25 protein-coding genes and 1 pseudogene are annotated in these 25,274 nt (G+C 39.5%); 2 read left to right on the top strand and 24 right to left on the bottom strand.

Features of this window, described 5'->3' with window-relative positions; translation table 11 throughout:
* Nucleotides 1-210: 210 nt before the first annotated feature.
* Nucleotides 211-561: pseudogene (locus FJR77_RS09355) on the top strand (IS30 family transposase); the annotation flags it as partial.
* A 267-nt stretch (nt 562-828) separates the two neighbouring features.
* On the opposite strand, the gene FJR77_RS09350 reads toward FJR77_RS09355, so the two are convergent.
* The 5 genes from FJR77_RS09350 to pbp2a all read right to left on the bottom strand — a co-directional run bounded on the left by FJR77_RS09350 (nt 829) and on the right by pbp2a (nt 4,602).
* Complete coding sequence (locus FJR77_RS09350) at nt 829-1,308, bottom strand: sigma-70 RNA polymerase sigma factor region 4 domain-containing protein (RefSeq protein WP_140834564.1); 480 nt, start codon at nt 1,306-1,308, stop codon at nt 829-831.
* Between the two features lie 120 nt (nt 1,309-1,428).
* Complete coding sequence (nusG, locus tag FJR77_RS09345) at nt 1,429-1,965, bottom strand: transcription termination/antitermination protein NusG (RefSeq protein WP_000376739.1); 537 nt, start codon at nt 1,963-1,965, stop codon at nt 1,429-1,431.
* Nucleotides 1,966-2,015: 50 nt separating this feature from the next.
* Nucleotides 2,016-2,192, bottom strand: coding sequence for a preprotein translocase subunit SecE (secE, locus tag FJR77_RS09340; RefSeq protein WP_001210991.1), 177 nt, complete (start codon nt 2,190-2,192; stop codon nt 2,016-2,018).
* A gap of 9 nt (nt 2,193-2,201) precedes the next feature.
* Nucleotides 2,202-2,354 carry a 50S ribosomal protein L33 gene (rpmG, locus tag FJR77_RS09335; RefSeq protein WP_001809375.1) on the bottom strand — a complete coding sequence of 51 codons (153 nt, stop codon included), beginning with the start codon at nt 2,352-2,354 and terminating at the stop codon, nt 2,202-2,204.
* A 52-nt stretch (nt 2,355-2,406) separates the two neighbouring features.
* The gene (gene pbp2a, locus FJR77_RS09330; protein WP_140834565.1) at nt 2,407-4,602 is read right to left on the bottom strand and encodes a penicillin-binding protein PBP2A; all 2,196 of its coding nucleotides are present in this window, start codon (nt 4,600-4,602) and stop codon (nt 2,407-2,409) included.
* Between the two features lie 86 nt (nt 4,603-4,688).
* On the opposite strand from pbp2a, the gene FJR77_RS09325 reads away from it, so the two are divergent.
* Nucleotides 4,689-5,564: an RluA family pseudouridine synthase gene (locus FJR77_RS09325; RefSeq protein WP_140834567.1), complete on the top strand. Its 876-nt coding sequence runs from the start codon at nt 4,689-4,691 to the stop codon at nt 5,562-5,564.
* A 68-nt stretch (nt 5,565-5,632) separates the two neighbouring features.
* Here FJR77_RS09325 and gap read toward each other — a convergent pair whose 3' ends face one another.
* From gap to FJR77_RS09230, 19 genes are all read right to left on the bottom strand, one after another.
* On the bottom strand, nt 5,633-6,640 hold the full coding sequence (gap, locus tag FJR77_RS09320) for a type I glyceraldehyde-3-phosphate dehydrogenase (RefSeq protein ID WP_140834568.1): 1,008 nt from the start codon (nt 6,638-6,640) through the stop codon (nt 5,633-5,635).
* Nucleotides 6,641-6,960: 320 nt separating this feature from the next.
* Nucleotides 6,961-9,612, bottom strand: a complete 2,652-nt coding sequence (gene adhE / locus FJR77_RS09315) for a bifunctional acetaldehyde-CoA/alcohol dehydrogenase (RefSeq protein WP_140860129.1) — start codon at nt 9,610-9,612, stop codon at nt 6,961-6,963.
* Between the two features lie 298 nt (nt 9,613-9,910).
* Nucleotides 9,911-10,321: an MORN repeat-containing protein gene (locus FJR77_RS09310; RefSeq protein ID WP_140834570.1), complete on the bottom strand. Its 411-nt coding sequence runs from the start codon at nt 10,319-10,321 to the stop codon at nt 9,911-9,913.
* Entirely contained in the window at nt 10,308-10,748 is a 441-nt protein-coding gene (locus FJR77_RS09305; RefSeq protein ID WP_140834572.1) for a low molecular weight protein-tyrosine-phosphatase, read from the bottom strand. The genes FJR77_RS09310 and FJR77_RS09305 overlap by 14 nt, the downstream gene beginning before the upstream one ends.
* A 46-nt stretch (nt 10,749-10,794) precedes the next feature.
* Nucleotides 10,795-11,094, bottom strand: coding sequence for a preprotein translocase subunit YajC (yajC, locus tag FJR77_RS09300; protein WP_140834573.1), 300 nt, complete (start codon nt 11,092-11,094; stop codon nt 10,795-10,797).
* A 116-nt stretch (nt 11,095-11,210) separates the two neighbouring features.
* Nucleotides 11,211-13,187 carry a transketolase gene (tkt, locus tag FJR77_RS09295; RefSeq protein ID WP_140834574.1) on the bottom strand — a complete coding sequence of 659 codons (1,977 nt, stop codon included), beginning with the start codon at nt 13,185-13,187 and terminating at the stop codon, nt 11,211-11,213.
* 113 nt (nt 13,188-13,300) lie between these two features.
* Nucleotides 13,301-14,392: an L-ascorbate 6-phosphate lactonase gene (ulaG, locus tag FJR77_RS09290; RefSeq protein ID WP_140834575.1), complete on the bottom strand. Its 1,092-nt coding sequence runs from the start codon at nt 14,390-14,392 to the stop codon at nt 13,301-13,303.
* 111 nt (nt 14,393-14,503) lie between these two features.
* Nucleotides 14,504-16,177 carry a BglG family transcription antiterminator gene (locus tag FJR77_RS09285; protein WP_140834577.1) on the bottom strand — a complete coding sequence of 558 codons (1,674 nt, stop codon included), beginning with the start codon at nt 16,175-16,177 and terminating at the stop codon, nt 14,504-14,506.
* 166 nt (nt 16,178-16,343) lie between these two features.
* Nucleotides 16,344-17,051: an L-ribulose-5-phosphate 4-epimerase gene (locus FJR77_RS09280; RefSeq protein ID WP_006153388.1), complete on the bottom strand. Its 708-nt coding sequence runs from the start codon at nt 17,049-17,051 to the stop codon at nt 16,344-16,346.
* Nucleotide 17,052: 1 nt separating this feature from the next.
* A complete protein-coding gene (locus FJR77_RS09275) occupies nt 17,053-17,916 on the bottom strand; it encodes an L-ribulose-5-phosphate 3-epimerase (RefSeq protein ID WP_140834578.1) in 864 nt (287 codons plus the stop codon).
* Nucleotides 17,917-17,919: 3 nt separating this feature from the next.
* Complete coding sequence (locus FJR77_RS09270; protein ID WP_000166738.1) at nt 17,920-18,585, bottom strand: 3-keto-L-gulonate-6-phosphate decarboxylase UlaD; 666 nt, start codon at nt 18,583-18,585, stop codon at nt 17,920-17,922.
* Nucleotides 18,586-18,601: 16 nt separating this feature from the next.
* A complete protein-coding gene (locus FJR77_RS09265) occupies nt 18,602-19,087 on the bottom strand; it encodes a PTS sugar transporter subunit IIA (RefSeq protein WP_001049924.1) in 486 nt (161 codons plus the stop codon).
* Between the two features lie 76 nt (nt 19,088-19,163).
* On the bottom strand, nt 19,164-19,445 hold the full coding sequence (locus FJR77_RS09260; RefSeq protein WP_000241466.1) for a PTS sugar transporter subunit IIB: 282 nt from the start codon (nt 19,443-19,445) through the stop codon (nt 19,164-19,166).
* Nucleotides 19,446-19,468: 23 nt separating this feature from the next.
* A complete protein-coding gene (locus FJR77_RS09255) occupies nt 19,469-20,926 on the bottom strand; it encodes a PTS ascorbate transporter subunit IIC (RefSeq protein ID WP_000452073.1) in 1,458 nt (485 codons plus the stop codon).
* 130 nt (nt 20,927-21,056) lie between these two features.
* Complete coding sequence (locus FJR77_RS09250; protein WP_140834579.1) at nt 21,057-21,680, bottom strand: ribonuclease P; 624 nt, start codon at nt 21,678-21,680, stop codon at nt 21,057-21,059.
* A gap of 50 nt (nt 21,681-21,730) precedes the next feature.
* The gene (gene jag, locus FJR77_RS09245) at nt 21,731-22,720 is read right to left on the bottom strand and encodes an RNA-binding cell elongation regulator Jag/EloR (protein ID WP_020901075.1); all 990 of its coding nucleotides are present in this window, start codon (nt 22,718-22,720) and stop codon (nt 21,731-21,733) included.
* Between the two features lie 17 nt (nt 22,721-22,737).
* A complete protein-coding gene (locus tag FJR77_RS09240; protein WP_216629103.1) occupies nt 22,738-23,562 on the bottom strand; it encodes a membrane protein insertase YidC in 825 nt (274 codons plus the stop codon).
* Nucleotides 23,537-23,908: a ribonuclease P protein component gene (gene rnpA / locus FJR77_RS09235; RefSeq protein ID WP_140834582.1), complete on the bottom strand. Its 372-nt coding sequence runs from the start codon at nt 23,906-23,908 to the stop codon at nt 23,537-23,539. Before rnpA ends, FJR77_RS09240 begins: the two co-directional genes overlap by 26 nt.
* Nucleotides 23,909-24,057: 149 nt before the next feature.
* Nucleotides 24,058-25,248 carry an acetate kinase gene (locus FJR77_RS09230; protein ID WP_140834584.1) on the bottom strand — a complete coding sequence of 397 codons (1,191 nt, stop codon included), beginning with the start codon at nt 25,246-25,248 and terminating at the stop codon, nt 24,058-24,060.
* Nucleotides 25,249-25,274 lie beyond the last annotated feature (26 nt).

Genomic DNA, 25,274 nt, shown 5'->3' with positions numbered 1-25,274 from the left:
GAACCCGTGTTACCGCCGTGAAAAGGCGGTGTCTTAACCCCTTGACCAACGGACCAGAGTTGTTATTTTCAACTCTTACTATTATACAGCCTTTTTGTTTTTTGTCAACTACTTTTTTAAACTTTTTCTGTTTTTTTGTATGAGCTAACTTCTCAAAGTAACTTCCACTTGATTAGCCGAAGTGGAAATTAGTCTAAAACGGATTTTTATGGTGAAGAGTTTGCCAGGGTTGATAACATAGAAATGAATGTGCGAGGAGAGAGTAAACTCTTCTTTTGTGACCCTAATCGCTCTGACCAGAAAGGCATAATTGAGAAAAATCACACACTGATTCTCGACATTCTACCTAAAGGAACTTCTTTTGACAACTTAACTCAATAGGATATTAATCTCGTCTGTTCGCATGTCAACAGTGTCAAACGCGCTGCTTTAAATGGAAAGTCAGCCTATGAACTCTTTGCATTTACCTATGGAGAAGAGATTCCTAAGCTTCTCGGCATTTCTAAAATACCTGCAGAAGACGTCTGCCAGTCTTCTAAATTACTTCAACATAAGTTCTAAAAACTAACTTTTAACCGCATTCAAACGTCTCACACTAACTTCCACCATAGCGGAACTTAATCTGAATCTCTTTCAAATTAGGGAATTTTGTGCGCTCTTTTTTCTATTCATTTTGCCTACAAAAGCAATGAAATCAAGCATTAGTAAAACCAGTGAAACTTACCCTGACACGGAATTCCACTGGTTTTTATGATTTTTATCAGACTAACTTCCACTTGGATTAGCGGTGGAACTTAGTTTGGGAATTTACCACTTTTTTAAATTTGATTATTTCAGCCCAATATTAAACTCTTTAAACACAACACGTAAATTCCTTAATACTCTTTGACGTCCTCGAAAACGTTCATTTCTTAAAATGCGTTCTAACTCTTCTTGTTGCTCTTTATTTTGTTTACTTCTATAATCTCTTAGTGTTTCATAAAAGAGATAGTAATCATCCAGCCAGAGACCTCCCTCACTTATACGATGGCTAATCTCACCTACTTCTTCATATGGTTCTTTATCATATCTTCTTTTTTGACTTTCTTGCTTACGGATATAGTCTAGAATTCGATTCCGAAACTTAGTCTTAAAATATTTCCTTAAACGAGGAATATCTTCTACTATTCCTTCTTCTTTACTAATCAATTCATGCAAGCAAATCATACCCTCTTGGTCCCAATCCGATAGCTCCCATAAATGCAAGTAATATTCATTTCTACACTTATACACAATCCCTTGGACTTCTTCATATAATTCTTTAATCATAATATTCCCCTTTCTGTTTACAGTCTAACAGATTCAGAAACACTTTTAGCAAATTTCATCCATTCTGCTCCCTACACCATCTAAACTGCACAAAAAAGAGAGGCCTTGCCTCTCTTAGGGTTATAATTCTGCAATTTGGTTTAGATTTACTTCTGCTACTGTGTCATTACCAAACATAGAGATAATCATCTTCACTTTATTGTTATCAATCTCTGTAATCTTACCAGTATAGTCTGCAAAAGCACCATCAATAATACGTACGGTTTGACCAACCTCAACATCGAAATCAAATTCTTGAACAGTTTGTCCCATAGATACCAAAATGTCACGAATTTCTTGTTCCAATAATGGAGTTGGTTTCGATCTGTTCCCGTGTGATCCGACAAATCCTGTAACGTTCGGAGTGTTTCGAACAACAAACCAAGCTTCATCTGTCATGACCATTTCTACAAGAACATAACCTGGAAAGCGATTTTCTTCTACTTCTTTTCTCTTTCCATTTTTTTCAACTTGCACTGTTTGTGTTGGAATTTCAACGCGTAGAATATTATCCAACATATTGTAGGTTTGTGCACGTTGTAATAGATTTTCTTTTACCTTATTTTCATAACCAGAATAAGTTTGTAAAACAAACCACCCTTTGTCAAAACTATCCATGATATTTCCTTTCATAAATAGAAGATTTTTAGTGTACTTTCACTACTCTTCTAAAAAATGTTAATAAATCGAATCAAACCTGAAACAATCAACTGGTCAAAAATGTAAATAATCACAACAAAGAAAGCAGTGTATTCCATGATAGAACGAAAATCTCTCCAGCTTTCCTTGCGAGTTGGCCATGTTGTGTCTTTAAGAAGTCTAAAAATATCTCCAATAAAACGCATCGCTCTCTCCTATCTCGTTTCTCTGTGTGTAGTGTACTTGCCACAATGCTTACAAAATTTATTTACTTCTAGTCGTGTAGGCTTGGGGTTTCCACTGATCTTGATTGAATAGTTTCTCGAACCACAAACCGCACAAGCTAGGCTTGCTTTTTTTAGTGCCATAACGCCTCCATCTTATCTATTATAACAAGAAAGCTAGGCTTTGACAAGCATCTTAGCGAAATAGATTGACTACCGAATCCCATATTGTTTGAGCCTTTTCCTTAATCTTCGCATCTGAGATAGCCCGACTAGCCTCATCTACTAGACTTTGCGCACGTCCTCGAATATCAGACAAATTATCATCTGTCTGGCTATTATCATTAGTTTGTACTTGTCTTTTTTTGTTAGCTGGTGCAATTCCATTTTGCTTATAGGCATTTTCAACTGTAAAGGTACTTCCTGGCGTATAAGGTAAAATGGTATTTGCAATGTTTCTAAAGACATGGGCTGCACCATTTGAAGTAGAACCTGCTAGATAGTGATTTTCATCAGTGGTCGGGAAACCAAGCCAGTGACTAATCACCACATCCGGAGTATAACCAATTACCCACTGGTCACTTGTGTACTCCGGATTGAAAACTGCTTCAGTTGTTCCAGTTTTCCCTGCCATGACATAGTCTGCAGGAGATGAACTAATACCGGTTCCGTTAGTGAATGTACCCAACATCATACTAGTCATCTTGTCAGCTACAGCTTTATCAATCACCCGTTTTTGTGAATTTTTATGGCTGGCAATAACCTGACCACTAGCATTTTCAATTCTACTAATAAAATGAGCTTCAGGCATTAATCCTTCATTTGCAAAGGCAGCATATGCTTGAGCCATTTGCAGAGGATTGGTTTCAACACCGCTTCCCAAGGCGACACCAAGAACACGGTCTACCTTTTCCATGTTGAGTCCGAATTTTTCGCCCGCCTCAAAAGCCTTATCAACGCCCAAATCATTAACAGTGGCAACAGCGGGCAGATTAAGCGATTCTGCCAAGGCTTGATACATGGGAACTTCTCGACTCATTTTGATTCCTGCATAGTTATCAACCTTATAGCTGTCATACTGCATGGTATGGTTATCCAACTTCTTATTCAAAGCCCAGCCTGCTTCAACTGCTGGCGTATAAACAACTAAAGGCTTAATTGTAGAACCAGGGCTACGTTTTGATTGAGTTGCATAATTGAAATTCCGGAATCCAGTCTTATCATTGTCAGCAATCCGACCGACAACCCCACGAACTCCCCCTGTTTTCGGTTCAAGAGCTACACTTCCTGATTGAGCAAATGTTCCATCCTCTGCCCTCGGAAATAGCGATGTATTTTCATAGACAACCTGCATATTTGCTTGATAATTTTGGTCCAGCTCTGTATAAATGCGGTAGCCATTATTGACAATTTCTTCCTCTGTTAGATTATACTTGGAAACGGCTTCGTTAACCACCGCATCAAAGTAAGAAGGATAGCGGTAATCTGAGATTTTTCCTTCATACTTATCGTGCAATTGCGAAGTCATATCAACTTCTGCTGCTTCGGTTTCTTGATTTTTATCAATATATCCTGCTGCAACCATATTCTGCAAAACAGTATCGCGCCGATTGGTAGAATCTTCTACGGAATTTAAGGGATTATACAGTTCCGGCCCCTTGAGCATCCCTGCCAGAGTCGCAGCTTGATCCAAACTCACTTCTGATGCAGAAACTCCAAAGTATTTCTTACTCGCATCTTCTACACCCCACACACCATTTCCAAAATAAGCATTGTTAAGGTACATGGTTAGAATTTGATCCTTACTATATTTTTTTGTTAATTCTAAGGCAAGGAAGAATTCTTTCGCTTTTCTCTCAACGGTTTGATCCTGTGACAAATAGGCATTTTTAGCTAGCTGCTGGGTAATAGTAGATCCACCACCTGAACGTCCAGCAGTGACAATAGCCAAGAAGAAACGACCATAGTTAATCCCATCATTTTTATAGAAAGAACGGTCTTCTGTCGCAATAACAGCATTCTGCAAATTTTTACTGATATCAGTCAATTCAACGTAGGTTCCCTTTTGACCAGACAAGGCACCAGCCTCTTTTTCTTCACGGTCAAAAATGATAGTCCGAGTTTTCAAGGCGTTTTGCAAATCGTTAACATTGGTTGACTTGGCTACAGCAAACAAATAGGTTCCAACTAGCAAGCCTGCACTCAAACCTAGTATAAGGACAATCTTTGTTAGATGATAGCGACGCCAGAGTTTTCGAATCGGACCCACTTGGGCTAATTTTTTTCTATCACTGCGAGAACGACGTAAGCCAGTAGAATCAGAATTCTCTGATTCACTTGTTTCTTTTTTAAAAAGAGAAAGAAATTTCTCGAATAATTTATCTAATTTCATGCGTTTATTTTATCATCTTCATCATAGGAAGACAAGAATTTAGCTATTTCCTATCCAAATAGGGCTTTTTTTGTTACAATATCTGTATGAAATTCACATTTACATTACCAGACTCTCTACCTCAAATGACGGTAAAGCAATTACTTGAAGAACAACTCCTCATCCCTAGAAAAATCCGTCATTTTTTGAGAATCAAGAAACATATTTTGATAAATCAAGAAGAAGTCCACTGGAACGAAATCGTAAATCCTGGAGATGTTTGCCAGTTAACTTTTGACGAGGAAGATTATCCCGAAAAAGAAATCCCTTGGGGCAACCCAAACCTCATCCAGGAAATTTATCAAGACCAACACTTGATTATTGTCCACAAACCAGAGGGTATGAAAACCCACGGTAACCAACCAAACGAAATCGCCCTTCTTAACCATGTCAGTGCCTATGTTGGCCAAACCTGCTATGTCGTTCATCGTCTGGACATGGAAACCAGCGGTTTAGTCCTTTTTGCTAAAAATCCTTTTATCCTACCTATTCTCAATCGCTTATTGGAGAAAAAAGAGATTTCTAGGGAATACTGGGCACAGGTCGACGGACATATCAACAGCAAAGAACTTGTTTTCAGGGACAAAATCGGACGTGATCGCCATGACCGCAGAAAGCGAATAGTTGATACAAAAAATGGGCAATATGCTGAAACACATATAAGCAGATTAAAGCAATTCTCAAACAAGACTTCCTTGGTTCGTTGCAAGCTAAAGACAGGGCGAACCCATCAGATTCGTGTGCACCTTTCTCATCATAACTTCCCCATCTTGGGTGACCCTCTCTATAATAGTAAATCAAAGACAAGTCGGCTTATGCTTCATGCCTTTCGACTTTCCTTTACCCATCCGCTTACTTTAGAGAAATTAAGCTTCACTACTCTTTCAGATACTTTTGAAAAAGAATTAAAAAAGAATGGATGATCGTGTCATCCATTTTTCCATATAAGAAAAGCAAGACCAAGAGGCCTTGCTTTTTATCGACTCATGAATTATTTAGCAATTTTTGCGAAGTATTCAAGAGTACGAACAAGTTGTGCAGTGTATGACATTTCGTTGTCGTACCATGATACAACTTTAACCAATTGTTTACCGTCAACGTCAAGAACTTTAGTTTGAGTTGCGTCAAACAATGAACCGTAAGCCATACCTACGATATCTGAAGATACGATTGGGTCTTCAGTGTATCCGTATGATTCGTTTGAAGCTGCTTTCATAGCTGCGTTTACTTCATCAACAGTAACGTTCTTTTCAAGAACTGCTACCAATTCAGTAACTGATCCTGTTGGAGTTGGAACACGTTGTGCAGATCCGTCAAGTTTACCGTTCAATTCTGGAATTACAAGACCGATAGCTTTAGCGGCACCAGTTGAGTTAGGAACGATGTTTGCAGCACCAGCGCGAGCACGGCGAAGGTCACCACCACGGTGTGGTCCGTCAAGGATCATTTGGTCACCAGTGTAAGCGTGGATAGTAGTCATCAATCCTTCAACAACACCAAAGTTGTCTTGAAGAGCTTTAGCCATAGGAGCCAAGCAGTTTGTAGTACATGAAGCACCTGAGATAACTGTTTCAGTACCGTCAAGAACGTCATGGTTAGTGTTAAATACAACTGTTTTAACGTCGTTTCCACCAGGAGCAGTGATAACAACTTTTTTAGCTCCACCTTTAAGGTGTTTTTCAGCTGCATCTTTCTTAGCAAAGAAACCAGTAGCTTCAAGAACGATTTCTACACCGTCAGTAGCCCAGTCGATTTGCTCTGGATCACGCTCAGCAGAAACTTTAACGAATTTACCGTTAACTTCAAATCCACCTTCTTTAACTTCAACAGTACCGTCGAAACGACCTTGAGTTGTGTCGTATTTCAACAAGTGTGCAAGCATAACTGGATCTGTAAGGTCGTTGATGCGTGTAACTTCAACACCTTCTACGTTTTGGATACGACGGAAAGCAAGACGACCGATACGTCCGAAACCGTTAATACCAACTTTAACTACCATTAGTGATTTCCTCCTTATGAAAATCATGAAATTTTTATTGTGAAAAGAGTAACTTGAATCACTACAAATCACCTTTCAACAAACCTATTATATAACTATTTGAGTTGAATTGCAAGTACGGGCGTTGTTTTTTGTCTATACCTAGCTTATTTTTCTTTCTTCTTTGAAAGCCTATACTGTTGTCTTTTTTTGTCTACATAGCCATTTCCCGCTTTCATTTTTAGATAGAAAGTGAAAATAGAAAAGCTAAAAATTATTTTCAACACTCCACCTCTACAAGAAAAGAGACAGGGATTCCCTGCCTCTAGGCTGATAAACGATTATTTACGACGTCCTGGACGTTCTGCATAACCATAGTAAGCATCTTCCATGATTTCTTCCATGTCAGCTACCATTGGTAAGCGTGGATTTGCAGGAGAACATTGGTCTTCATAAGCAAGCAAGGCAATTTCATGCAAGCTGTCTTTCCAAGCTTTTTCATCAATTCCTTGGTCTTTGAAGTTCATCTTGATACCTACTGCAACACCCAGCTCATAAACAGCTTTAGCGTATGCTTCAACTGCTTCTTCTGGAGTTGAGTGAGGTAAACCAAGCATTCTAGCAATATCTTGGAATTTCTCATCAGCTTTCCAGTAGTTGTATTTAGGCCAAGTAGTAGTCTTAGATGGACGAGTTCCATTGTAACGGATAACGTATGGAAGCAAGATTGCGTTTGTACGTCCGTGAACAGTATGGTGAACCGCACCGATCTTGTGGGCCATTGAGTGGCTCATACCAAGGAAGGCATTGGCGAAGGCCATACCTGCCATTGTAGAAGCATTATGCATTTTTTCACGTGCTTCTGAATCAGCAGTCTTAACAGATTTTTCCAACCATTCAAAGACAAGTTTGATTGATTGAAGGGCGATACCATCTGTGTAGTCGTTAGCGAAGTTTGAAGTGTAGGCTTCAGTCGCATGAGTCAAGACATCCATACCTGTGTCAGCAGTAATGAAATCTGGAACTGATTCAACCAAAGCAGGGTCAACAATCGCAATAGTTGGTGTCAATGAGTAGTCAGCCAATGGATATTTACGGTTGTTTTTCTTATCAGAGATAACGGCAAATGGTGTTACTTCTGAACCTGTACCAGAAGTTGTTGGGATACCGATATACTTCGCTTTCTTACCAAGTGATGGGAAGCGGAAGGCACGTTTACGGATATCCATGAATTTTTGAACCAAGTCACGGAAGTCGACTTCTGGTTGTTCGTAAAAGAGCCACATAACTTTAGCTGCATCCATTGGTGAACCTCCACCAAGAGCAATAATTGTATCTGGTTCAAATGCTCTCATAACCTCAGTACCACGTTCTACAGTTGTGATATCTGGATCTGGTTCAACATCTGAGAAGACTTGGACAGTTACACGGTTGTTACGAGCGTTCAATTGATCGATAACACGTTGAACAAATCCAAGTTTTTCGATTGATTTATCAGTAACGATCATAACGCGTTCAATATCTTCACATGTTTGAAGGTATTGGATAGAATTGCGTTCGAAGTAAATTTTTGAAGGAACTTTAAACCACTGCATATTATTTCTACGTTTCCCTACTTTCTTGATGTTTAGAAGGTTAATAGCGCTCACGTTATCCCCAACAGAGTTGCGTCCGTATGAACCACATCCAAGTGTCAATGATGGGATGAAGGCATTGTAAACGTCACCGATACCACCGAAAGTAGATGGAGAGTTCCAGATAATACGCATAGCTTTGATTTCTGTACCAAAGCGTTTAGCAAGCTCTTCGTCTTTTGTATGGATAGCTGCTGAGTGACCAAGTCCGTTAAACTCAACCATTTGACGAGCTTTTGTAAGACCATCTTCTGTGTCTTCAGCTTTTAGGACAGCAATAACTGGTGACAATTTTTCACGAGTCAATGGTTCTTTTGGTCCTACTTCCTCACATTCTGCAGCCAAGATGTTTGTTCCTTCTGGAACGTTGAATCCCGCTTGTTCTGCAATCCATTTAGCTGGTTTACCAACAATATTTGCATTTAGTTTAGCACCAGCACAGTTTTTGCTGTTTGCTTTCACGCCGAAGCAGAACTCTTCAAGAAGCGCTTTTTCTTTTTTGTTTACAAAGTAAGTATGGTATGATTTGAATTCTGCTACAAATTCATCATACACTTCTTTATCAATGATAACCGCTTGCTCTGATGCACAGACCATACCATTATCAAAGGATTTAGACATCACAATGTCATGGGCAGCTTGACGAAGGTCAGCTGATTTCTCAATATAAGCTGGAACGTTTCCGGCACCTACCCCAAGAGCTGGCTTCCCACATGAGTAAGCAGCCTTAACCATGGCATTACCACCAGTTGCAAGGATAGTTGCAACACCTTCGTGGTTCATAAGCGCTCCAGTTGCTTCCATAGATGGCTCTGTAATCCATTGAACACAGTTTTCAGGAGCTCCAGCTGCGATTGCCGCATCACGAACGATTTGTGCTGCGTGAGCAGAAGATTCTTGAGCTGATGGGTGGAAGGCAAACACGATTGGATTACGTGTTTTCAAAGCAATCAATGATTTGAAAATTGCTGTTGATGTTGGGTTTGTTGTTGGAGTGACACCACAAACAACACCGACAGGTTCTGCAATTTTAGTCAATCCTGTAACGGTATCATCTTCGATAACTCCGACAGTTTTAACTCCGCGCATGTTATTCACAACATGTTCACAGGCAAAAAGGTTTTTTGTCGCCTTGTCTTCAAATACACCACGACCAGTTTCTTCAATTGCGTGTTGTGCTAGGATACCGTGCGCATCAAGAGCTGCAACTGAAGCTTTCGCTACGATGTAGTCAACTTGTTCTTGGTTCAACTTGCGCATTTCATCAAGCGCAACCAAAGCTTTTTGTACTAGTCCGTCTACATGCTTTTCAGCAGCGAGTTGTTTTTGCTCAGGTGTTACAGTTTTTTTATCAGCCATATTTTCCTCCATAGCCTTAAAGGATTTTATCCTTTGTTAATTTTTTCACAAGTTTATTATAACGCATTATTTCAACTTTGTAAACAGTTTCATAAACATTTCACAAAGAATTTTTAGTTATTTGTGAAAATTTTCCCATTCTCTTTACTCATCAAGTTTTTTCTTTAGAGTTTGTGAAATTTATTTCAAATATTTTTTATTTCACAAACTTGATTGGAAGAGAGACTTGGAAAGAAAAGGTTTTGTAAGTAAGCGCTTACTTTGAAGTTGTAATAATACCTCCTTTGATAAGGAGGTATTATTTTTGTTGAAAAACGCCTTGTTTAAAAGTTCCTTCATAAATGACTTCTTGTTCTGTTGTTAGTTTCCCTTTTCCTTCAGCCTGACCATTTACAAAATCCCCTTCGTAGGTCCAACCTTCTTTAGATTGAAAGGTACCTTGGCCATTAAAGGCTCCATTGTTGAAACCACCTGTATACTGGTCTCCATTTTGGAAGGTAATGGTGCCTTGCCCATTCATTTTACCACGGACAAGACTACCATCGTAAACAATATTTCCATTATCGAGTTTTAAGACACCTTTTCCGGGAATATTTAGAAAAAAGACTAGTACCGCACAAAAAACAATCGTTACTGCGGCTAAAATCTCTAAATGAGAACGACTCAGATAGACATGATATTTCCCATAGAAATTCTTAAAATTCTCCATACTCACTCTCCTCTAAACGTTCTAACCACACTTGACAGCCCTCTTGAACACGCCGATAAGTCTCTTCAAAATCTCCTGTATACCAAGGATCTGGAACACTTTCAGATGCAAATGAGTAAATCTTATCTTGACAGTCTACTGGACACATCTGACGTAAGTCAGAAACATTTGAAGCATCCATTCCGATAATATAATCAAAGTCTTCAAAATCTTCCTTACTAATCTGAAGCGATGTCTTATTCTTGTCATAAGGAATCTCATACTCTTGAAAAATCCCTTGAGTGCCCTTATGAATCGGATTACCATGTTCCCAAGAGGAAGTCGCTCGACTTTGGATTTCGTAGTTATCTGTCATTAATTTCATAACAAACTCAGCCATAGGGCTACGGCAAATATTTCCCAGACAGACAAAGACTAATTTTTTCATCCCATTTCCTTTCTTCTATAGAAAAACGGGAGTTAGTAATCCCGTCTTATTTTTCAATTGCGCCTTCGAGTGAAGCTGTTTCTTTCAGCGGTAATACTGTCTTGATAGCAGCTAGTTCAAAAGTCAAGTAAACTCCATCTACATCAAGAACAATCGTTCTCTTCTCCGTATCTACTTCATCGACTGTTCCGTAAAGTCCACCGATTGTAATAACTTCATAGCCTTTTTGCAGTTTGTTTAAACTTTCCATACGTTTTTGCGCTTGTTTCTTTTGAGAACGTTGCGTAAAGAACATCAAGCCAACCATAGCCACAAGAACGATTAAAAATGTATATTGTGATTCCATTATATTCTCCTTTGTCTTTTACATAGGACTACTATATCAAATTTCAGCTACTTTTACAAGATTGTACCTTGCTTTTCTAGTAAGAAAAATCAGAGCCTGCGCCCTGATTTTTAGGATTATTTCAAGTTTTGAACGACTTTTACAAGATTTTCGACAGTAAAGCCATATTCTGCCAATACTTTTGGTGCTGGGGCAGAGGCTCCGAAGATATCAATACCGAGAACGGCGCCATCAAGACCAACGTATTTGTACCAGTTTTGAGTTGCACCCATTTCAACTGCAACACGACGGCGGACTGCATTTGGAAGAATTTCTTCCTTGTAAGCTTCATCTTGTGCGTCGAAGACATCTGTAGATGGCATGCTAACTACGCGGACTTTTGCGCCTTGACTAGCCAATTCTTTAGCAGCTGAGACAGCAAGATTGACCTCTGAACCTGTTGCAATCAAGATGGTATCAAAGTCTGCTGCATTTTCATAGACAACATAGGCACCTTTTGCAACCTTGTCAAAGTCTGTTCCCTCTTCGACAGTCAAATTTTGGCGTGTCAAGACAAGGGCAGTTGGTGTTTTCTCACTTGTCACTGCAAGGTACCAAGCTGCTTGCGTTTCACGCGCATCTGCTGGACGGAAAACATTTAGATTTGGCATAGCACGAAGACCTGCTAAGTGCTCAACGGGTTCGTGCGTTGGGCCATCTTCCCCTACCGCAATAGAATCGTGGGTAAAGACATAAGTCACAGGAAGACCTTGCAAGGCTGACAAACGGACAGCTGCTTTCACATAGTCAGAGAAGACAAAGAAAGTACCACCGTAGACACGAAGTCCACCGTGAAGGGCCATCCCGTTCAAGATTGTTCCCATTGCAAATTCACGAACACCAAACTGAATATTACGGTTCAAGCGATTAGCGTCGTCTTGAAGTCCATCCGTTTTGATGTAAGTCATGTTTGAGTGAGCAAGGTCAGCTGATCCACCTAGGAATGTTGGTAACTTAGCAGCTACAACGTTCAAGGCATCTTGACTTGAATTACGAGTTGCTTGAGAGAAGCCATTTTCTAAGGCTGGGAAGTCTGCCGGAGTCACTTCAACTGGATCACGTCCGTCAATGATAGCGTCTACTTCTGCAGCCAATTCTGGATGCGCTTCTTTATAGTCAGCAACTAATTTTGTCCAAGCTTGATAAGCTGATGCGCCACGGTCTGCAACATTTTCTTTGAAATCAGCATATACTTGCTCTGGAATATCAAATGGTTCATAGTCCCAACCAAGCGCTTGGCGAGTTGCTGCAGTTTCATCTGCTCCAAGAGGAGCACCGTGTACGGCATTAGTTCCTTGTTTGTTTGGAGAACCGTATCCAATCACAGTCTTCACTTCAATCAAAGATGGTTTGCCTGAAGCTTTAGCTGTTTCGATAGCAGCATGGATTGCTTCCAAGTCTGTTCCATCTTCAACCAAGGCAGTGTGCCAACCATAGGCATTGTAACGGTCACGAACGCTTTCAGTGAAGGAATCCTTTGTCTCACCATCCAAGTTGATGTCATTTGAATCATAAAGAACAACCAACTTGTCTAGTTTTTGCAAGCCTGCGTATGAAGCCGCCTCACTTGAGACACCTTCCATCAAGTCTCCGTCTCCACAAATAACATAAGTATAGTGGTCAAAGATATTGTAGCCTTCGCGGTTATATTTGGCTGCCAAGAAACGTTCTGCCTGGGCAAAACCAGTGGCAGTTGAAATCCCTTGACCTAAAGGACCTGTCGTAGCATCAATCCCTGCTGTATGCCCAAATTCTGGGTGACCTGGTGTTTTAGAACCCCATTGGCGGAAGCTCTTAATCTCATCCATGCTGACATCTTCAAAACCAGAAAGGTGAAGAAGAGCATAAAGAAGCATTGAACCATGGCCTGCTGACAGAATAAAGCGGTCGCGGTTGATCCAGTTTGGTTGTGCTGGATTGATACGAAGTTGTTTTGTAAAGAGGCTGTAAGCCATCGGAGCTGCTCCCATAACCACACCTGGGTGACCTGAGTTGGCTTTGTTGATGGCGTCAATACCTAGGAAACGGATTGCATTAACAGATAGATTTGACATAGAATTTCCTTTCTATTTGAGGTGATTATTGAATCACACATTCTATTTTACTATTATATGAAAATTATCCGTATCATGCAACATACGGATAACCTCCAAGGAATATTTTTATATTATAGCAAAGCTTTAAATTGAATGTTAGAGTCTTGTTCAAAACAATCATCAAAACCACGTGGATGATGGTATTCTACTAAGTGTTGATCTTGAGGATAAGTGTATTTACCGCCAACTTCCCAGATAAATGGATGGAAATCGTATTGCAGACGATCTTTTCTCATTTTCCATAATTCTAAGATTTCATTTGTAGAAGCCATAAAGTTAGACCAGATATCATAGTGAACTGGGATAATGACTTTAGCACGTAGATTTTCTGCCATACGAAGAAGATCGATAGAGGTCATTTTATCTTGGATACCTACTGGATTTTCACCATAGTTATTCAAAGCAACATCAATTTTAAAGTCTTTACCATGTTTTGCAAAGTAGTTTGAGAAGTGAGAATCTGCACCATGATAGATAGTTCCACCTGGTGTTTCAAAGACATAGTTAACAGCCTTTTGAGCCATTTCTTCATCTGTAACAGCTAGTCCGGCAAGTTCACCGCCTGTCTCATCAGCACCGTTCACTGGTAGAGTTACCAAGCAAGTACGGTCAAATGATTCTACTGCATGAATCTTCATATCTTTTAATTCGATAGTGTCACCTGGTTTAACAACGATGATACGTTCTTTTGGAACACCCCATCCTTCCCAGATTCGTCCACAATGGTAGGGACCGATAAACTTAACATGCTCTAACTTAGGATTGTTGAGAATTGCTGCAGCTGTGTATGGGTCGATATGGTCACTATGGAAGTGTGAAACCAAGTAGTAGTCGAGTTCGTTGATAGCAAATGGATCAATAACCATTGGCTGAACACGCAAGTTTGGTTGCAACTTACGAACACCTGCCATATTTGCCATTTGATGCCCACGAACCATATCTTTCACTTTTTTAGTTGATTTTCCACGATTTGACCAAAGATCCATAACAACGTTAGCACCACCTGGTGTCTTAATCCAAGTACCACAGTTGCCTAGCCACCACATGGCAAAGTTACCTTCAGGTACGACTTCTTCTTCGATTTCTTCGTTCAACCAGGTTCCCCACTCTGGAAAAGTAGCTAAAATCCATGACTCTCTTGTAATTTCTTTGACGTTTGGCATATGTTGCCTCCTTTGGATATAATTGTTATCTTTGAGATTAGTATACCACCCTTCAAAACACTAAAAAAGACCAAGAAAAACACAGGTTTGTGTTCATCATTGGACTGTCCTTCAAATATCTTCCAAAAAAGCTTGAACTACTATTTCTTGATTTATAAGTGTTTGAACCTCTTCTTGGAACTTACTAGCCAACTTGCTGTCTACAATATAAGACGAAATAAGACTAGAAAGATTTTCACTGAAACTTTTGCTCTCATTACGAAATATATTGTGTTTAAGATAGTCTAGCATTTTCAAAATATCTTCTGCTTCAAGGATAGGATTAACCCTTAAAACCGGAAATCTGCTATCCAAATCATCATTAGTAGTAATCACTACATCAACTTGTGCAATATCTTCCACACTCTTAAATTGTTCTGTTGTAAATACAGTGCCAATTTGCTCATTTGGAAAATAAAGTTTGCATTGTTTCAGCAAAAGTCTCGAAACCGCAACACCTTCATCACAAACGAGATAAACTTTTTTCATATTTTGTTGAGACGATGGTGTATACTTTAAAAATCCTCCAATATGAATCGTCAAATAGGCAATATCATCGTCTGTTAGCCGAATAAACCACGCTCCTTCTAAAATTTCCGCAGATTTTCTAGTGACTAAAAATAATTCTCCATACTTGGATCGAATTTGTTTTGTTAGAGGATTTTTAGAAAAAATACCGTAAGTCTTTCTAAATAACAAGGCTTTACAGTGGATCATCAAATTTCTTAACAAATCATCCTTGTTCTCAATCTCCATTCGGATTTGTGATTCAAAATACCAGATAAATTCTTCTAAAGCAAGTTTTAATTGCCGAAAATCATCACTTTCTGCATGAACATCCAAATCTTTACGATAGGAGAGGAGAAGAACAGCTACAAGAGAAACTTCAAGTTCTGACAAAGAAATTTCAAACTTTTGAAACAACCGTTCTCCTAATTTCTTAGACACCTGATACTCTATTCTTTTTCTTATCAAAGAAAATTCTTTCTCTATATCCTGATGTCTTTCTTGATACTGTTCAACATTATGACAGCTTAACAGCAAATAAGGTAAAACCTGCAACATAAAAGTTACTTCATGATGGTTTATTTTCTTCCCTAAATCTTGTTCAACTAAAGGAACCTGTTCCTTAAAAAATTGGTTCATTTCAACAGAAAGCAAACACTCATCATCTAACCTCTCTTTCATCTTATCTTCTAAAATAGATACAAAAGTGGCATTCTCTTCCATAAAAATATGATATAGAAGCGATTGAAGATACTGAATTTTATTAAGAGGGTGGGCATGAAGGTGGTATCCCTGTGACTTGCTCACTTGCAAGGTCACCTGATATTGTTCCAAAGTTAGTTGATAACGAATACTATTCAAATCATTGAGAACAGTATTCCTAGATACCTCTGTTAACTCCATCAATTTTTCAATCGTAATACGTTCTTTAGAAATACCTATCCATAGTAACATTATCATCATACGTTCATGCGCACTCATGATATAATCGTACGAATCTACTTCCGATAATAGTTCACAACAAGCATCTCTCTGCTCTTCCGTTAAGTGAATACCAATTCGTGGAATACTAATGATGTGAAGGGCCTCGTCACCCAAAGCAGCATTGATTTTGTCAATGTGATAATAAATTTTCCTTCTTGACTCTTTCAAATCTTTCGAAATCGCCATAATCGTTTTGGACGTTTCTTGATCCATCAAATATTGAAGCAAATCACAACTTGCCTTATCCAGTACCATATTTCATACTCCTCTATCAATCAACTGCCTTGAAAACAACTTTATAATAGTATCACATTCACTAACGCATTTCAATTATCAACAGTAGTCTCTTAATAACGAATACTTACAATTACAAAAGCGAGGCTTGGATCGAAAGGTCCTAGCCTCTTTTCAATTCATTTTCTTATTTCTTTTGACCGTAATAAGCATTTGGTCCATGTTTACGTTGGTAGTGCTTTTCTAGGATGTACTGGGGAGCAGGTTCAACCCTTGGATTGATTTGCTCTGTGAAGCGATTCATCTTAGATACTTCCTCTAGTACAACAGAGTGATAGACAGCATTCTCTGGGTTTTTGCCCCAGGTGAATGGACCGTGATTGCGTACAACAATTCCTGGTACTTCAACCGGGTTAAGTCCGCGACGTTCAAACTCTTCTACGATAACTAGGCCAGTATCTTTTTCATAGGCTACTTCTACTTCGTCCTTGGTCAAACTACGGGCGCAAGGGATTGAACCGTAGAAATAATCCGCATGAGTTGTCCCGTAGAAAGGAATATCACGGCCTGCCTGAGCCCAACCAACGGCTTCAGTCGAATGGGTATGGACCACACTAGCAATCTCTGGCCAAGCCTTATATAATTGCACATGAGTTGGAAGATCAGAAGATGGTCTTAAATCTCCTTCTAGAACCTTACCATCCAGGTCAGTTACCACCATGTTTTCAGGGGTCAATTCGTCATAATCTACGCCTGATGGTTTGATAACAATGACACCGAGTTCGCGATTGACTTCCGATACATTGCCCCAGGTAAATTTAACAAGTCCATGTTTTGGCAATGATTGATTGGCATCACAGACTCGTTTACGCATAGCATTGATTACTTGATTCATCTTACATCAAACCTGCTTTCTTAATTAGTGGGTAGAGAAAATCTTGGGCCTCTTGAATAGCTGCGCGTGTTTCTTCTACAGTTTCACAATTTTCAGACCACATTTCGATTAGGAAAGGACCATTATAATTGGTTTGCTTTAAAATATCGAAAGCTTCTTCCCATTTGACACAACCTTGCCCAAAAGGTACATCTCGGAACTGGCCCTTTGAACTTTCTGTCACTGCATAAGTATCCTTGAGATGGAGAGCTGCGATGGCATGGTGGCCGAGATAAAATTCACTGTAGACATCATTATGCCAGGCAGATACATTACCAATATCTGGATAGACAAAGAGATAGGGAGAGTCAATTTCTTTCTCTATAGCCAAGTATTTTTCGATACTATTGATGAAAGGATCATCCATAATTTCGATGGCAAGTACCACCTGAGCTTCTTCAGCCCAGTCACAGGCTTTTCTCAAATTTTTGATAAAACGTTGGCGTGTCTGAGGTGACTTTTCCTCATAGTAAACGTCGTAACCAGCTAGTTGAATCGTACGAACTCCCAAATCTTGGGCTAATTCGATACATTTTTTCATGAGTTCTAGAGATTTTTCCTCTAGAACTGGATCATTTGATCCCAATGGGTAGCGACGATGGCCTGAAAAACAGATAGAAGGAATACGAACACCAGTTTCATAGATTGCTTTGACAACTTCCAAGCGTTCTTCCTTACTCCAGTCAAGTCTTGCTAAACGCTCATCACGTTCGTCAATAGACATCTCGACAAAATCAAAGCCTAACTCCTTTGCAAAATTTAAACGTTCTAGCCAAGTAAAGTGTATCGGGGTTGCCTTTTCATAAATTCCAATTGGACGTACCATAGTTTACCCCCAAATTCGTTTGATTTCATCCTTGAAGGCACGCGCTGCTCCTGCTGGATCCACAGCCTCTGTAATTCCACGACCTGCGATAAAGGTAAAGACATCAACACCTTCAAAGAGTTTGAGAGTATCTACATCTAGACCACCTGTTACAGATACACGGAAGCCCATGTCAATGAGTTTTTTAACCTTATTAAGGTCTTTTTCACCCCAAGTTTCACCAGCAAGAAGAGCATCACGAGATTGGTGATAAATAGCTTGTGAGATACCTGCATCTAGCCAAAGCTGAGCTTGTTCAAAAGTCCAATCGCCATAAAGCTCGATCTGGATTTCGCCTCGTTCTCCTCGTTCAGTCTTGATAGCCTTTAGAGCTGCTTCCATAGTAGGGATGGTTGCACAACAGATACAAGTCATCCAGTCTGCTCCACGAACCGCATTATTTTTAGCAACTGTTCCACCAGCATCAGCACATTTTGTGTCTGCCACAATAATCTTATCCGGGAAAAGGCTACGCAAGACTTCAACCAGTTCACTTCCAACTTGAAGCAAGCAAACAGTTCCAGCTTCGATAATATCTACTTCCTGACCAACAGAAACAGCTGCTTTAATCGCTCCTTGCAAGTCTGAATGATCTAATGCAACTTGTAAATTAGGTATTCTTTTTGTCATTTCTTTATTCCTCTTTCTAACTTTCCAAATCCAATCCTTCGAGATAAGGGCTATCCTTAGATTCTTCAATCATAGCCAAGACATCTTCTTTAGTCTGGCAAGCCTGTAAACGTGCAATAGAATCTTCTAATTCAAACAGGGCAATGATTTGTGGAATTGCTACACTTGTGTGAATTTTTGAGCTTGTTGCTGCTAGTGCCAACAAAACAGATACCTCTTTCCCATCTGAAAATACAACAGGATTTTGTAAGGTAATCAATGAAAAGGCATCACTTTGCACACCCGCTTCAGGTCTAGCGTGGGGCATAGCCATACCTGGCATCAAGATATAGTAAGGGCCATACTCTTCAGTCGATTCAATGATAGCATCGTAATACTCTGGCAAAATTGCCCCACTTTCAATCAAGGGATCTACTGCTACCTTGACTGCTTCTTTCCAATCGTGAGCCTCTAAACCTAGTCGGATCGAGTCATTGTCAATTAAAGCTTGTTTTAAATTCATATCTGCCTCCTTTATTTAAAGAGGGAGAAGGACAGAAACGATAACTCTCAGTTTCTGTCCAACCCCCTCCAACCTTTTACTGTAGTGCTTGACTGAGTTTTTCAGTGATTTCTTTATCATCCATCAAGTTGTCAAGCCCAATTAACTTCCCATTAGTTCGCCCTTCCAATTCTTGAATCAAATGAAGAGAAGCGATTACGATGTCATATCCTGCTGCTAAACCTTTAGCTTCACCGACACTGCATGAATTGACTGTAAAATCTGTTTGATTAAGCTTACGGAGAGCATTTTCGACCTTCATCTTGATAACCATTGATGAACCCATTCCATTTCCGCACGCTGCTAATACTTTAACCATTTTATTTCTCCTTTTTCTAGATACTAAGCTTCTTCTTGAACTTCACCGTTGTAATATTTCTCTTTATCTTTTGCTTTGGCAAATTGAAGTTGAGGAATAACAAGCAAGAAGAGACACACAAGTACATAACCAACAATACCAAGGTATTTGAAGATATATCCAAATCCAAGCCATGGGAATTCAAAGTCGATATTTCCATGGTAACCACCATAAGATGCTAAATCAAGAAGAGCTACACAGAGAGCTCCTAAAGCAACTTGGAGAACACCTGAGATGAATGATAGGATAACAGCCGCTTTCCATCCGCCGCGTTTATCAGCGTAGACCGCAATGGCTGCATTGTCAAAGAACACTGGTACAAATCCTGTAATAATAAGAATCGGATTTTTAAAGACGATGAGCAAGACAATTGTGATTAATTGACCAATCAAACCAAAGGCAAATCCTGACAAGACAGCGTTTGGAGAACCAAATCCATAAGAAGCTGCAACGTCCACCGCTGGGAATGAACCTGGCAACAATTTGTTTGAAATACCTTGGAAGGCGTTTGTCAACTCAGATACGAACATGCGGACACCTTGCATCAAAACGAACAAGTAAACTGAGAAGGTAAAGGCTGTTTGGATAATGTACATAAAGAAATCTTGTTTAGCAGGATTGAATAGAGTTCCTGAAGTGATGACTTCTTTATTAGACATAATGTCTGGACCCAAGATTAAAAGAATGGCTCCGAAGAATACGAGCATCAAGGTAGCAGATGCAACAACTGTATCGTGGAAGATTGAGAGGAACTTAGGTAATTTAAGATTGTCTAAACTTTCTTCTTTCTTACCAAAGCGTCCTGCTATTTTATCTACAAACCAGATTGCAAATTGTTGTTGATGACCAATCGCAAACCCACCACCACCAGTCAAGCGTTGAGTTGCTTCAACAGTCATATTTGAACTAACTGCCCAGTAAAGTCCACAGATGATACCGATTGCCGCTGTACCATAAGCATTGCGCAATTGTGGAACTAAGAATAGAACCATAAGAGATACGGTTGCAGCTTGTTGTACCATGATGTGCCCAGTAATAAAGAGGGTTCTTACCTTCGTAATCTTGCGAAGAGCTACAAGCAAGATATTTATTCCGAAACCAATCAATAGAGCTGTAGTTGCAGTTCCAACAAAATCTGGAAACTCTGCTGCAATTTTGTTGTTTGCTGCAGCAAGTCCAAAGTAAGGGTCGATAACCGCTGCACCAATTTGGAATTTGTAGTTAAGGGCTGCTAAGATCGGACGGAAGGTTGTAACCAAACCACCCGCACCCACGTTGAGCAACATATACCCTACTGTTGCTTTAACAAACCCTGAGAAAACGTCATGGGCAGGTTTTTTCAAAAGTGCGTATCCTATCAACACCAATAAACCTACAAAAAATGCGGGATTCTGCAAAATATTGCTAGAAAACCAATTTAGAACACTTGAAATGACTTCCATAATTGTTCTCCTTTTGAATTGTTTTTGTAGGTTTATTATATAATTTGAAAGCGTAAACAAAAAGACCAAGAATTACACAGCGGACTGTTCACTCTTGGACTGTATGATTTATGATATTTTAATGATTAGCTTAGTTTCTAGTAGCTAGATAAAATGGAAGAATTTTATCATAAGATTTCAGTATGGCTTCTACGATTTCTTCTTCAGATGAATTCTCTGTTATAGGGACATCTGCTTTAACTAACACTTTACGGACTTCCTGACTTCTCACCTTCTCGCGTAAACTACGACGATTTTCTTCATTAGCGTCCAGCTTATGACTTTCCCCATCTGAGTAGGCTAGATAATAAATTCCTTCTACCACTGGAACTTCTAATACCTTGGCTTGTTGCTCTAAGGTTTGCTCATCTTTCTTGCGCTCTATGAAACTGACTTCCAAAGAAATTCCAAAGTCAGCAGGTGTTCCATACAAACGAAGAGCCATCATAGGTTCTGTCACTTTCCCCTCACTCTGTAGATAAACCCAAAAGTGTGGTCTCAAACGTTGCGCCTGATTCATCCACTGGCTAGTCTGTTGGAGTTGCCATTCTGGATGACTGGTTTGAAATGCTTTAGCCAATTCTGTAAAAGCCTTTCGAGCCTCTTGGCCTTTATGGCGCAATTCCAGCATTTTCTCTCGCTCTTCTCCCGCCTTATCTGGATTACGGTACTGCAAACTTGCAAAGTCTAGATAGTCTCTTATCTTATTCAACATCCATTTAATCTCCTATAACTAGCAAAAAATCAGGATAGACCTGATTTTACTTATTCTGTATCTACAACGACATAGCGATTTGGCTCATCACCCTCAGAGTAACTCGTAACGCCATCCATACGTGAAATAATACGATGGATAATCTTGCGCTCACTATTCGACATTGGATCTGTTTGATGACTACGTCCTTCTTCTAAAACACGAGTCGCCAATTTTTGAGCATAGGTTTGCAAGACTTCTGCACGGTGTTCAACATAATCATTGACATTAATAGTGATATAGAAGGTTCTTGAATAGCGGTTATAAAGATAATTTTGAGCCAATAGTTGCAAGGCCTTCAAAACTTTACCATGGTAACCGATAATACGCCCTGGTTCGTTGGTGTCAATTTGTAGATTGATGCTACGACGGTTATAATCATTTGAAAGTGTGGCTTCAACATCCATGTCATCAATAATTGTTTGAACATAAGTCGTTACTTCCGTAGCTACTTGTTCAATATCAAAGCTCGGTTCAACTTTCAAGCCCAAGTCTTCTAGTTCTTGGCTTTCAGTTTGCTCAGCTTGGCTTTCAATATTAGGAGTTTCTACTACTTCTTCGAGGTCAATTTCTTCAAGTTGTAATTCATTTAAAATCTCAATGTGCCCAGTTTCTTCTAAGATAGTGCTGGCATGTCTTTCATTTTTCAAAATCTCAGCCTTAACTTCATCAGAAATTTCTTGACCTTCTTCTTCAATCTTTTTAATTGCTTCTACAACATATCCCAAATCAACTGTCGCTTCACTGACCGTTTTAACTGGTTCATTTTGTTCATTAATTTCTTTAGGAACTCCCTTTACAGCTTGTTGGTTGGCTTTTACAACTGTCGTTTCACTAATAGCATCGATATCCACTTGGGCTGGTTTTTTACCAAATAAGCCAAGAAAGCCTTTTTTCTCACGAGAAATGACTTTGATATGAGCCTTCATTCTTGGAATATCTAATTCTTTCAATCCTTTCTGGATTGCTTCTTCAACAGTTGAACCTGTAAATACTACCATTACCAGATTCCTCCTTATTATTTCGTTTTCTGAGCCTTTTTCTTGGCTTTTCTTTTTCTATTTTCCAAATCTTTTTGTGCCTGTACTAGAGCCTCGCGCTCTGCGATAATCTTGAATGGATTGTTCAAGAAATAGGTTTGCAAGACTTGATAAGCATTAGACACTGCCCAGTAGAGAGCGACTCCGCTCGGAGCATAAACCCCAAAGATAAAGATCAAGACTGGAATCCCATACATCATCGCAGTCGTAGCTCCGTTACGCTCAGACAAGGCTTTATTTGATAACCAAGTACTTAAAAAGGTGAATACTGCTGCTAAAATCGGAAGCACGAATGTTGTATCCACATCACCAAGATTAATCCATAAGAAATGACCTGTCTTCAAAAAGTCAACTCTTGATAGGGCTTGGAACAAGGCCAAGATAAGTGGCATCTGAATCAAAATCGGCCAAAGAGAATCCGACTGTCTGACACCCATTTCTTTAAAGACTTTACGCATTTCCTGCTCTAGTTTGGTTCTGCTTTCCATATCTCGACCCGGATATTGTTCTCGAAGTGCCTTAATGCGTGGTTGAGCTTCCTGCATTTTTCTAGAAGCCACCATTTGCACTTGAAAGACTGGCAAGAGTACTGTACGAATCAAGATTGTAAAGAGAATAATCCCTACTCCGATACTAATATCAAATGATAAAAAGCGAATGACCTCTGCAAAGAAGTAAACCAATTTACTCCAAAAATCAGTCGAATCTGCCGTAATATCGCTAGTTGTCCCATTAGTTGCACAGGCTGTCATGATCAATAGGGACAGTCCTAGCAAACTAGTCAACTGTAATTTCTTTTTCACTCCCATTTCCTTCCTGGTAAATCTTTGATAATTTTAATACGTGGAGTAGATTTTTCTCCATCTCTGCGTATCCCAAGGTTTCAACCCCTTTTCGAGCAATGACAACAAAGTCGACATCTTCTACCAGACTCCCTTTTGCATTCTGGATAATATGTCGGATTCGTCGCTTGATTTGATTTCTAGTGACGGCATTCCCCAGCTTTTTGCTAACTGATAGACCTACTCGAAAATGTTTTTTCTGGTTTTCTAATTGGTAGACAACAAATTTGCGATTAGCAAAACTTGTTCCTTCCTTGAAAATCGCCTTAAAATCTTTCTCTCTTTTTACACGAAAGTTTTTCTTCAAAACTCAACTCCATCTATTAAATTACTACTATTATACCATATTTTTCAAAAAAGCCAATCATAGCAAGGTTTTAGACAATTTCATCAGAAAAAGAAGCTGGAAAAATCACTTTTCCAACTCCTTGTACGGAATATTTTTACTAGTTTTACTTATTTTTTCAAACGTTCAACATCACGGGCAATAACTAATTCCTCATCTGTTGGAATAACCAAGACACGGATCTTCGCTGCGTCGGTTGAAATATCTCCCGTCACTCCAAAGACATTCTTTTCAGGATCAACGTCACAACCAAACCAAGAGATACCTGAAATAACATCTTCACGTACATCGGTTGCATTTTCTCCTACACCCGCTGTAAAGATAATAGCATCTGCACCATTTAGGACTGCAAGGTACTGCCCAATATGTTTTTGGATACGGTCAATATAGATTTCATATGCTAAGGTAGCATCATGGTCTCCTTCTTTTTTAGCAGCAATCACATCACGCATATCACTAGACTGTCCTGAAACTCCCAGGAGTCCTGACTCACGATTGAGAATATGGCTAATAGCCTCTGGCGTATTAAAGTCCTCTGTATATTGCATTAGGTAAGGAATAATAGCTGGGTCAATATCTCCTGTACGAGTTCCCATCATCACACCACCAAGTGGAGTGAATCCCATTGAAGTATCCACAGATTGACCACCCTTAACAGCTGTAATAGAAGCACCATTACCGATGTGGCAAGTAATCAATTTCAAGTCTTCTAATGGACGTCCCAAGAGTTTTGCAGCTTCTCCTGCTACAAACTGGTGGCTTGTACCATGGGCACCATATTTACGAACCTTGTTTTCTGTGTAATATTTTGTTGGTAATGGATAGCGATAAGCTTTCTCTGGCATAGTTGTGTGGAATGAAGTATCAAAAACAACTACACTGGTAATGTCTGGCAACAATTCCTTGAAGGCACGAACACCTGCTGCATTGGCTGGGTTGTGGAGAGGAGCCAACAAGCTCAACTCTTCAACTTTTTCTAAAACATCTCCCTCAACAACTGTTGATTCTTTGAAATATTCTCCACCTGCAACAACACGGTGGCCAACACCAGTAATCTCATCATAAGCCTTGATAATGTCGAAACGAATCAAGTCATCCAACAAGATTTTAACGGCTTGTGTATGATCTTCAATATCCAAAATTTGTTGTTCAGAACGGCCGTCAAATTTTACAGTTGAAATTGAATCTTTCAAACCGATACGTTCAATCAAGCCTTTGGCTAGCACTGTTTCCTCGGGCATTAAGTATAATTGCCATTTCAAACTTGAACTTCCTGCATTGATTGCAATTGTTTTTGTCATAACAAGACTCCTCTTTTAAGCGTTTT

It is taken from the genome of Streptococcus shenyangsis (assembly GCF_006385785.1).
GTDB lineage: Bacteria > Bacillota > Bacilli > Lactobacillales > Streptococcaceae > Streptococcus > Streptococcus shenyangsis.
This window is presented reverse-complemented; position numbering and strand designations above follow the sequence as displayed.

Excerpts from the sequence above, each read along its gene's own strand:
- FJR77_RS09350 (WP_140834564.1), bottom strand. The coding sequence starts at position 1,308 with ATGATTAAAGAATTATATGAAGAAGTCCAAGGGATTGTGTATAAGTGT.
- nusG (WP_000376739.1), bottom strand. The coding sequence starts at position 1,965 with ATGGATAGTTTTGACAAAGGGTGGTTTGTTTTACAAACTTATTCTGGT.
- secE (WP_001210991.1), bottom strand. The coding sequence starts at position 2,192 with ATGCGTTTTATTGGAGATATTTTTAGACTTCTTAAAGACACAACATGG.
- rpmG (WP_001809375.1), bottom strand. The coding sequence starts at position 2,354 with ATGGCACTAAAAAAAGCAAGCCTAGCTTGTGCGGTTTGTGGTTCGAGA.
- pbp2a (WP_140834565.1), bottom strand. The coding sequence starts at position 4,602 with ATGAAATTAGATAAATTATTCGAGAAATTTCTTTCTCTTTTTAAAAAA.
- FJR77_RS09325 (WP_140834567.1), top strand. The coding sequence starts at position 4,689 with ATGAAATTCACATTTACATTACCAGACTCTCTACCTCAAATGACGGTA.
- gap (WP_140834568.1), bottom strand. The coding sequence starts at position 6,640 with ATGGTAGTTAAAGTTGGTATTAACGGTTTCGGACGTATCGGTCGTCTT.
- adhE (WP_140860129.1), bottom strand. The coding sequence starts at position 9,612 with ATGGCTGATAAAAAAACTGTAACACCTGAGCAAAAACAACTCGCTGCT.
- FJR77_RS09310 (WP_140834570.1), bottom strand. The coding sequence starts at position 10,321 with ATGGAGAATTTTAAGAATTTCTATGGGAAATATCATGTCTATCTGAGT.
- FJR77_RS09305 (WP_140834572.1), bottom strand. The coding sequence starts at position 10,748 with ATGAAAAAATTAGTCTTTGTCTGTCTGGGAAATATTTGCCGTAGCCCT.
- yajC (WP_140834573.1), bottom strand. The coding sequence starts at position 11,094 with ATGGAATCACAATATACATTTTTAATCGTTCTTGTGGCTATGGTTGGC.
- tkt (WP_140834574.1), bottom strand. The coding sequence starts at position 13,187 with ATGTCAAATCTATCTGTTAATGCAATCCGTTTCCTAGGTATTGACGCC.
- ulaG (WP_140834575.1), bottom strand. The coding sequence starts at position 14,392 with ATGCCAAACGTCAAAGAAATTACAAGAGAGTCATGGATTTTAGCTACT.
- FJR77_RS09285 (WP_140834577.1), bottom strand. The coding sequence starts at position 16,177 with ATGGTACTGGATAAGGCAAGTTGTGATTTGCTTCAATATTTGATGGAT.
- FJR77_RS09280 (WP_006153388.1), bottom strand. The coding sequence starts at position 17,051 with ATGAATCAAGTAATCAATGCTATGCGTAAACGAGTCTGTGATGCCAAT.
- FJR77_RS09275 (WP_140834578.1), bottom strand. The coding sequence starts at position 17,916 with ATGGTACGTCCAATTGGAATTTATGAAAAGGCAACCCCGATACACTTT.
- FJR77_RS09270 (WP_000166738.1), bottom strand. The coding sequence starts at position 18,585 with ATGACAAAAAGAATACCTAATTTACAAGTTGCATTAGATCATTCAGAC.
- FJR77_RS09265 (WP_001049924.1), bottom strand. The coding sequence starts at position 19,087 with ATGAATTTAAAACAAGCTTTAATTGACAATGACTCGATCCGACTAGGT.
- FJR77_RS09260 (WP_000241466.1), bottom strand. The coding sequence starts at position 19,445 with ATGGTTAAAGTATTAGCAGCGTGCGGAAATGGAATGGGTTCATCAATG.
- FJR77_RS09255 (WP_000452073.1), bottom strand. The coding sequence starts at position 20,926 with ATGGAAGTCATTTCAAGTGTTCTAAATTGGTTTTCTAGCAATATTTTG.
- FJR77_RS09250 (WP_140834579.1), bottom strand. The coding sequence starts at position 21,680 with ATGTTGAATAAGATAAGAGACTATCTAGACTTTGCAAGTTTGCAGTAC.
- jag (WP_020901075.1), bottom strand. The coding sequence starts at position 22,720 with ATGGTAGTATTTACAGGTTCAACTGTTGAAGAAGCAATCCAGAAAGGA.
- FJR77_RS09230 (WP_140834584.1), bottom strand. The coding sequence starts at position 25,248 with ATGACAAAAACAATTGCAATCAATGCAGGAAGTTCAAGTTTGAAATGG.